Origin of the sequence: Bradyrhizobium sp. 23 (genome assembly GCF_023073295.1) — a bacterium.
GTDB classification, from domain to species: domain Bacteria; phylum Pseudomonadota; class Alphaproteobacteria; order Rhizobiales; family Xanthobacteraceae; genus Bradyrhizobium; species Bradyrhizobium canariense_D.
This window is the reverse complement of the sequence record NZ_JADPJF010000134.1, coordinates 23,935-31,189: the sequence shown is the minus strand read 5'-3', so window position 1 is coordinate 31,189 and position 7,255 is coordinate 23,935. Positions and strand designations below refer to the sequence as shown.

The following is a 7,255-nucleotide window of genomic DNA, read 5'->3' as shown; positions in this document are numbered from 1 at the left end:
ATGGCCGGGACAAGCCCGGCCATGACGTCCGATAACGAGGCCGACGTTACTTGATCAGCCCCTTTTCCTTGTAATAGCGGATCGCGCCGGGGTGCAGCGGAACCGGGCTGCCGCTGGCGGCCGTCTCGAGCTTGATCTCCTTGCCGGCCGCATGCGCGTTGGCGAGTTCGGGCAGCGACTCGTAGACCAGTTTTGTCATCTGGTAGGCGAGATCGTCCGACACCGCCGAGCTGGTGACGAGGTAGTTGACCACCGCCGCAGTCGGCACGTCCTTGTCCTGCCCGGTGTAGGTGTTGGCGGGAATGGTCGCCGCGATGAAGGGCAGGCCGATCTTGTCGACGGTCTCCTTCGGCACCGACACCACCACGATCGGGCTCGAGGTCGACAGATCCTTCAGCGAGGCCACGCCGAGCCCGGCCGATTGCAGCGTCGCGCCGAGCTGGCGGTTCTTCATGAGGTCGACGGATTCGGCAAACGGCAGATACTCGACCTTGCCAAGATCCTTGTAGCTCATGCCGGCCGCCGCCAGGATGGCGCGCGAATTCAGCTCCGTGCCCGATTTCGGCGCGCCGACCGACAGGCTCTTGCCCTTGAGATCCGCAAGCGTCTTGATGCCGCTCTCGGCAGTCGCGACGATCTGGATGTAGTTCGGATAGATCGCGCCGATCGTGCGCAGCTTGTCGAGCTTGGACTTGAAGCCTGCTTCCTCGTCGCCATCCCAGGCCGCTTTCAGCGAGTCACCCAGCGTGAACGCGATCTCGCCGCGACCCTGCTGGAGCAGGATCAGATTCTCGACCGACGCCTTGGTGGCCTGCACCTGCGTCTTCACGTTAGGAATCTTGTCGCCGTAGATCTTCCCGATCGCGACCCCGAGCGGATAGTAGACGCCGGAGGTGCCACCGGTCAGCACATTGATAAAGGATTGCGCCTGCGCGCAAGGTGCCGAGGCCGCCAGAGCAAGAGCCGCGGCCACGCCGAAAATCGTTCGTTTCATGATCTTTCTACTCCCCAAACCGGCCGGAAGTTGGCCGGATGAGGGGGGCGGGTCAACCCATCCAAAAGTCAAAACAGGACTGCAGTAAATGGCTGTGCTGGTTCGATTTTTGGGGAACTCGCCAGGTGCGGCGAGGTGGCGCAGCCAGGTCTGGTCAGCCCCTCACTGGAAGGTCATGTCCAGGCATTTGGAGATGTCGGAGCCGAGGCCGGAGGAGATGATGATGCAGCCGCGCACCTTCTGCGCGCCGACGTCGGCGGCCCACACCGAGTAGCCGCCGGGGCCGAAGAACGAATTGGTGTTCGGCGGCTCGGTCTCGGTCGCGTCGAAATCGTAATGGCCGTCGGTGTCGAAGATGCGCGGCTTCTTGGTACAGCCGCCGTCGGTCTGGACGTTGATGACTTCCTTGTTGTCCCGGGTCAGCGCCAGCGAGACCTGACAACGGAAATATTCCGAGGTCTTGGTGTTGAAGAGGTAGGTGTATGACTTGCAGGTCGCGGTGTTCAGCTTGCCCGGGGCCAGGCCGCGGCTGCACGAGATCCTCTGGTTGTGGCTGAGCTGGTAATCATCGGCACGGGCGGCCGGCGCGAGCACCGTCAGCAACAGGCCGGCGGCCCAGCAAGCTTTAATGACGAGGTTCATTCGAATCATCCCCTACCCAATGTTTTTGTCGAATTGCGTTCTAGACGGAAAGCGGAACATAGTCGCGCGGGGACGAAGGGAAAATCACAAACTGCTCGGCAAGACGTGATGCGCTGCGGCGCTTTCGCAAATTGACCTGGAAGCGCCGTTCGTGATTTGTTCAAGCCGGGAGCCTCGATGGGGAGGATAGGGTGATGGCATTTTCGACAAGGATATTTTTGGTGACGGCCGTGCTCGGCGCGTTCGCTGCACCCGCATTGGCGCAGACCGCTGCAACACCTTGGGAGCTCAAGCCCGACACCGGCTACGCCTATGACAAGGACGGCAAGACCTTCTCCTACAAGATGGGCACCAGCAATGCCGGCGAACTTCTGAAGGGCGCCAAGAAGGTGCCGAAGGGCACGCTGTTCTTCCTCGGCCACAACGGCCAGCTCTACATGCGCAGCGGCCCGTATCTGGAAGGCGACGGCAAGTTCAAGTTCGGGTCGGATCAGTAGGGCGAGGTCGCGGCGACGCCACACACTGCTGTCGTCCCGGCGAAGGCCGCGACCCATACCGCGTGATCCCTCGATTGCGTACGGCCGCAGTACCGAACGACCGTCCTCCCAAACTATGCCCTGTGGTAATGGGTCCCGGCCTTCGCCGGACGACGCCGCCTAAAACGCCCCCGCCAGCTCGCGCGCGCCGGCGTTGTTGCTGTTGCTGTCCATCCTCGTATCCGTCACCGCCAGCAGCTTCGCCACCGTGTTGTGGCGGATCGCGACCGGGTTACGCTCGTAGCCGCCGCGCTGGAAGAAGTTCGAAGTCGGCACCTGCTCGCGCATTACCTGCGGCATTGTCACCATGTCGAGGCCGGTGCCGTCGCCGGTGAGGTTCATCATCTCGAGCTCGGCCGCGCTGAGCGGGCGGTTGTAGCCCTTGGCACGCGCGAACAGCACCGAGGTGAGCAGCTTGTGAGTCTGCAGCATCGGCCCGATATCGATGTCGAGCACCATGGCATGCATGGCCCAGCCCTGCGCGGTGTTGCCGATCTTCTCGTGCTCCGACCAGGTGTCGGGCACCGACTTGGCGTGCGCCACCATTTTCTTGAGCACAGTGAGCTTGTGCTCGAGCGACTGACGCGCCGGGCCTGAGGTCCGCGCCACCTTGTCAGAGAGAGCGCGGATGAATTCATGGCCTTGCTCGGCCAGCAGCTCGACGCTGTTGGTCGTCAGCAGCTGGTTGTAGCCCATCGCGGTCGAAATGGCGCGCTTGCCGCCATGTTCGATTCCCGCCTGCACGTCGTAACTGCCGGTGCCGCCGGTCTCGAACGCGTAGACCCGCACCGCCTGCTCGCGCGTCAGCCCCGAGGCCAGCGCGTAGCGTGCATAGACGCGCTTGAATTCGACTTCGTTGGCCGGCCGCTGTGGCGTGAACTGATAAAGCTCCTGCGCCGCGCGCAGCAGATCGGCGACCACCGGGATCGGCTTTTTCGTCGGGCGGTCCGGGGTTTCCTCCGGCTCCGGATTCACCGGCCGTTTCGGCCCGTTATAGAGCGGCGGATGCTCCAGCACGTAATCGTCGAGCGTGACCTGCTGCCCGCTGCGCCGCTTGGCATTACGGCCTTTCCGCTTCTCGGAGATCTGACTCCAATAGGCGCCGGCTTCCTCGTCAAAGGCCGCGCGCGCCGCCTGATACTCCTGCAGCTTGCGGCGATATTCCAGCACGGCGGGCGACACGCCGCCTTGCGCAAAGAACTGCGACAACAGCTGGGCATTGGCATTGCGGACGGCCGGCGGCAGCGCGTCGGATTCGCCGCCGCGCACGGCAGGCGCGAGCAGGACGAGCGCGAGTGGAACCAGTCTCACGGCATTTCGAATCGATTGATGCATGCTGCCCTCTTAGCAGGCATCCGGTAACTGTCACGTTAACGCGCCGTTTACCTCGTTTTCGCCCCTCGCATCATTTCCAGGCGAATACCGGCTGTTCCAGCTCGGTGACGCGGGTGTGCCGTCCTGCCAGCACTTCGCGGAACTGGTAGATCAGGGCCGCCGTCGGTGCGTGAATCAAGCTCGACTGATGATGGAAACGGATCACACGGCGCGTGCTCTCGGGGATCGCGACGAAATCGAAGGCGTCGGCGCGCTCGACCGTCGCAAGCGCGATGCGATGGACGGAGGCGACCTCGTCCGGGTTTGGTTTGATCGCGGCACTATCGGCGGCCCAGACCACGACCGGCGTGATCAGATAACCGGAGCGGGTCGGATAGTCATCGAGCGTGCCGAGCACCTCCGCGCCGGTGAGGCGCAGGCCAAGCTCCTCGTCGAGCTCGCGCAGTGCCGCCTGGACCGGCGTCTCGCCGGCATCGCAGCGTCCGCCGGGAAGAGCCCATTGGCCGCGATGGGCGCGCAGATGCGATGCGCGCAGCGTGAGCAGGAACGCCGTGTCATCGCGCTCGCTGGCTGCGGTCAGCGCAATCACCACAGCGGCACGCTTCAACGCCGCCGGCGCCTCATCCTCCGGCAGCCGCGTGAAGGCCGCACAGGCAGCCGCGATATTCCGCCGTGTGGCATCGTCGAACGGTCTCATCATGCTTGACTACACCACGTCCGGCCCCGATGAAACGAGATCGCACGACCCGCTCAGGAAATGGACGACATGACCAACAAGACCGCCGCGAGGCTGAAAGCAGACGGCTGGACCATCCTGGAGACCACGGGCTTCATGCACCTGATCGGCCCATTGTGGGAGCGCAAGGTCGACGGCCAGTACGAATTCGCACTTGCGACCGAGGACAAGCACCACAATCGCCGCGGCATGGTCCAGGGCGGCGTGATGATGACGTTCGCGGACCGTACCTGCGGCATGACTGCCCGCTATGTCTCGGGCAAGGAGTTCATGGCGACGGTGCAGCTCGACACACATTTCGTCGAAGCCGGCCAGATCGGCGACATCCTGATCTCCCGCCCGCGCGTGGTGCGCTCGACCCGCAGCCTGATCTTCATGAGCACCGAGGTGACGGTGGACGGCCGCTGCGTGGTGATGGCCAATGGTGTGTTCAAGATCTTGAAGGGGCCGGGGTAGGAGCGATACCCACCGCTGTCATTCCCCGCGCAGGCGGGGAATCCAGTACGCCGCGGCTTCTCGATTGAACTACAGCCCTCTCGGAATACTGGATCGCCCGGTCAAGCCGGGCGATGACAGCTGAGAGCGTAGCAAGCATCTCCGCCAACCGCGTCATTGCGAGCGCAGCGAAGCAATCCAGACTGCCGCCGCAGACGCATCTCTGGATTGCTTCGCTGCGCTCGCAATGACGGAGTGAGACGGTTATGCTGTCGCCAGAAGAAGCAGCAAGGACGCGCCCATGCAATACCGCCAACTCGGCCGCAGCGGCCTGAAAGTGTCGCCGATCTGCTTGGGCACCATGATGTTCGGCGGGCCGACCGATGAAGCCACCTCAAAGCGGATCATCGCGAAGGCGCACGAGGCCGGGGTCAATTTCATCGACACCGCCGACGCCTATTCCAAGGGCGCATCCGAACAGGTCGTGGGACGCGCCATCGGCAACAACCGTCACGCCTGGGTGCTGGCCACGAAACTCGCCAATCCCATGGGCGACGATCCCAACCGTGTCGGCCTGTCGCGACGCTGGGTCTTGCAAGCGGCGGATGAGAGCCTGAAGCGGCTCGGCACCGACCACATCGACATCTATTATCTGCACAAGGAAGACCATTCGACGCCGCTGGAGGAGACGGTGCGCGCGATGGGCGATTTGATCCGCGCCGGCAAGGTGCGCTATTTCGGCGTCTCGAACTACCGCGCCTGGCGCGTCGCCGAAATCTGCAACATCTGCGACCGGCTCGGCATCGACCGGCCCGCGGTGAGCCAACCCTATTACAACGCCATGAATCGCATGCCCGAAGTCGAGCACTTCCCGGCCTGCTCCTATTACGGCCTCGGCATCGTGCCCTATAGCCCCCTGGCGCGCGGCGTGCTGACCGGCAAATACACGCCCGACGCGGCTCCCGACAAGGAGACGCGCGCGGGCCGCAATGACACCCGCATGATGCAGACCGAATGGCGGCCGGAATCGCTCCAGCTGGCGCAGGAGATCAAGGCCCACGCCGAGAAAAATGGCATCACCGCAGGCCAGTTCGCGGTCGCCTGGGTGCTGAACTCCGCCTTTGTCTCCTCGATCGTTGCCGGCCCGCGCACCGAGGAGCAATGGGACGGCTATACCGGCGCGCTCGACTATCGCTTCACCGCCGAGGACGAGGCGCTGATCGACAGACTGGTCGTGCCGGGTCATCCCTCGACGCCAGGCTACAACGACCCGGCCTATCCGATTGAAGGACGTCGCGCGCGGACGGCCTGAGCCGGAGACAAGAATGGCCCTCGAAGATCGCTACGGCCTGCCGCTCTCTACCTCTTCGCCCAAGGCGGCGTCCGCTTATCGCGAAGGCGTCGACCTCATGCTCGCGGGCTGGACCGGCACGGCGGAAACCTTGGAGTGCGCGATTGCGGCCGATCCGGATTTTGCGCTGGCCCATATCGCCCGCGCCCGCCTGCATGGCTTCTATCAGCAAGGCGATCTGGCACGGCAGAAGGCGGCACTCGCCCGTGAGCTCGTGGCGACACGCGGCACGGAACGCGAGCGTTCGCATGTCGAGACGCTGGCGCTTTCAATTGAGGGCCGGCTGCCCGAGGCAATCGCGGCGACGATGAAGCACGTCGAGGCGTGGCCGCGCGATGCATTGGTGCTGTCGCTGCCGCTCGGCGCCTTCGGCCTGTTCGCGTTCTCCGGCATGGCCGATCACGACCGCGCCCGGCAGGAGCTGTGCGAGCGCGTCGCGCATGACTATGGCGAGGATTGGTGGTTCCTCACCATGTACGGCTGGGCGATGACCGAGAACGGCAATGTCAGTCGCGGCCGCGGTGTCACCGAGCGCGGCTTCGAGCTGCGCCGGCAGAATGCCCATGCCGTGCACGCCGTGCTGCATGCGATGTTCGAGGACGGTTCGATCGAAGCGGCCGACCGGCTCGTCGACGACTGGATCCCCTGTTACGACCGCGCCGGGATCTTGCACGGCCACATCCGCTGGCATCAGGCGCTCGGCGCGCTGGAGCATGGCGATGCCGCGCGGGCGCTCGCGATCTATGCCGATGTGCTGCAGCCAAAGGCCACACAGGCGCCGCCGCTCAATCTCGTCACCGACGGTGCGTCACTGCTCTGGCGCCTGTCGGCTTACGGCCACGTCGTGCCGAGAGCGCTCTGGGTCGAAGCCGATGCCACCGCGCAAAGACTGTTTCCGAAATCGAGCCTGCCCTTCGCCGATATCCACATGGCACTGTTCGCAGCCGCAACGCAAAATCGCGAGGCGCTTGTCGCGCGGTTGACCGCGATCGAGCAGCGGCTCGCCGATGGCAAGCTGCCGGCCGGCCCCGTCGTGCCGGCGGTCTGCCGCGCGCTGGCAGCCTTTGCGGACGAGGATTACGCGGCATGCGTGCAAATGCTCGCGCCGGTCCTCGACGAGGTCGTGCGTCTCGGCGGCAGCCACGCCCAGCGCGAGTTGATCGAGGACACTTTTGTCGTTGCCCTCATGCGCAGCGGCGACCTGCCGCGCGCCCGCGCCCTGCTCG

The 7,255-nt window shown here is 64.5% G+C and carries 8 protein-coding genes; 4 read left to right on the top strand and 4 right to left on the bottom strand.

Going from position 1 to position 7,255, the window contains the following annotated elements; all coding sequences use genetic code 11:
• Positions 1-46: 46 nt before the first annotated feature.
• Together IVB32_RS32460 and IVB32_RS32455 are read right to left on the bottom strand one after the other, a co-directional pair.
• The gene (locus tag IVB32_RS32460; protein ID WP_018453126.1) at positions 47-994 is read right to left on the bottom strand and encodes a TAXI family TRAP transporter solute-binding subunit; all 948 of its coding nucleotides are present in this window, start codon (positions 992-994) and stop codon (positions 47-49) included.
• A 162-nt stretch (positions 995-1,156) separates the two neighbouring features.
• Positions 1,157-1,636: a hypothetical protein gene (locus IVB32_RS32455; protein ID WP_018453125.1), complete on the bottom strand. Its 480-nt coding sequence runs from the start codon at positions 1,634-1,636 to the stop codon at positions 1,157-1,159.
• A gap of 194 nt (positions 1,637-1,830) precedes the next feature.
• Here IVB32_RS32455 and IVB32_RS32450 point away from each other — a divergent pair, with 194 nt between their 5' ends.
• On the top strand, positions 1,831-2,133 hold the full coding sequence (locus tag IVB32_RS32450; RefSeq protein ID WP_026232467.1) for a hypothetical protein: 303 nt from the start codon (positions 1,831-1,833) through the stop codon (positions 2,131-2,133).
• 159 nt (positions 2,134-2,292) lie between these two features.
• Here IVB32_RS32450 and IVB32_RS32445 read toward each other — a convergent pair whose 3' ends face one another.
• The gene (locus tag IVB32_RS32445) at positions 2,293-3,507 is read right to left on the bottom strand and encodes a hypothetical protein (protein ID WP_018453123.1); all 1,215 of its coding nucleotides are present in this window, start codon (positions 3,505-3,507) and stop codon (positions 2,293-2,295) included.
• A gap of 70 nt (positions 3,508-3,577) precedes the next feature.
• Positions 3,578-4,207 (bottom strand): CoA pyrophosphatase, encoded by a 630-nt coding sequence (locus tag IVB32_RS32440; RefSeq protein WP_018453122.1) that lies wholly within the window; start codon positions 4,205-4,207, stop codon positions 3,578-3,580.
• Positions 4,208-4,273: 66 nt separating this feature from the next.
• Between IVB32_RS32440 and IVB32_RS32435 the strand changes: the two genes are divergently transcribed.
• The 3 genes from IVB32_RS32435 to IVB32_RS32425 all read left to right on the top strand — a co-directional run.
• Positions 4,274-4,699, top strand: a complete 426-nt coding sequence (locus IVB32_RS32435; RefSeq protein ID WP_026232466.1) for a PaaI family thioesterase — start codon at positions 4,274-4,276, stop codon at positions 4,697-4,699.
• A gap of 280 nt (positions 4,700-4,979) precedes the next feature.
• Positions 4,980-5,990 (top strand): aldo/keto reductase, encoded by a 1,011-nt coding sequence (locus tag IVB32_RS32430; RefSeq protein WP_018453120.1) that lies wholly within the window; start codon positions 4,980-4,982, stop codon positions 5,988-5,990.
• Between the two features lie 13 nt (positions 5,991-6,003).
• Positions 6,004-7,255 (top strand): tetratricopeptide repeat protein (locus IVB32_RS32425; RefSeq protein WP_247412684.1); only part of this gene is annotated, 1,252 nt, incomplete at its 3' end.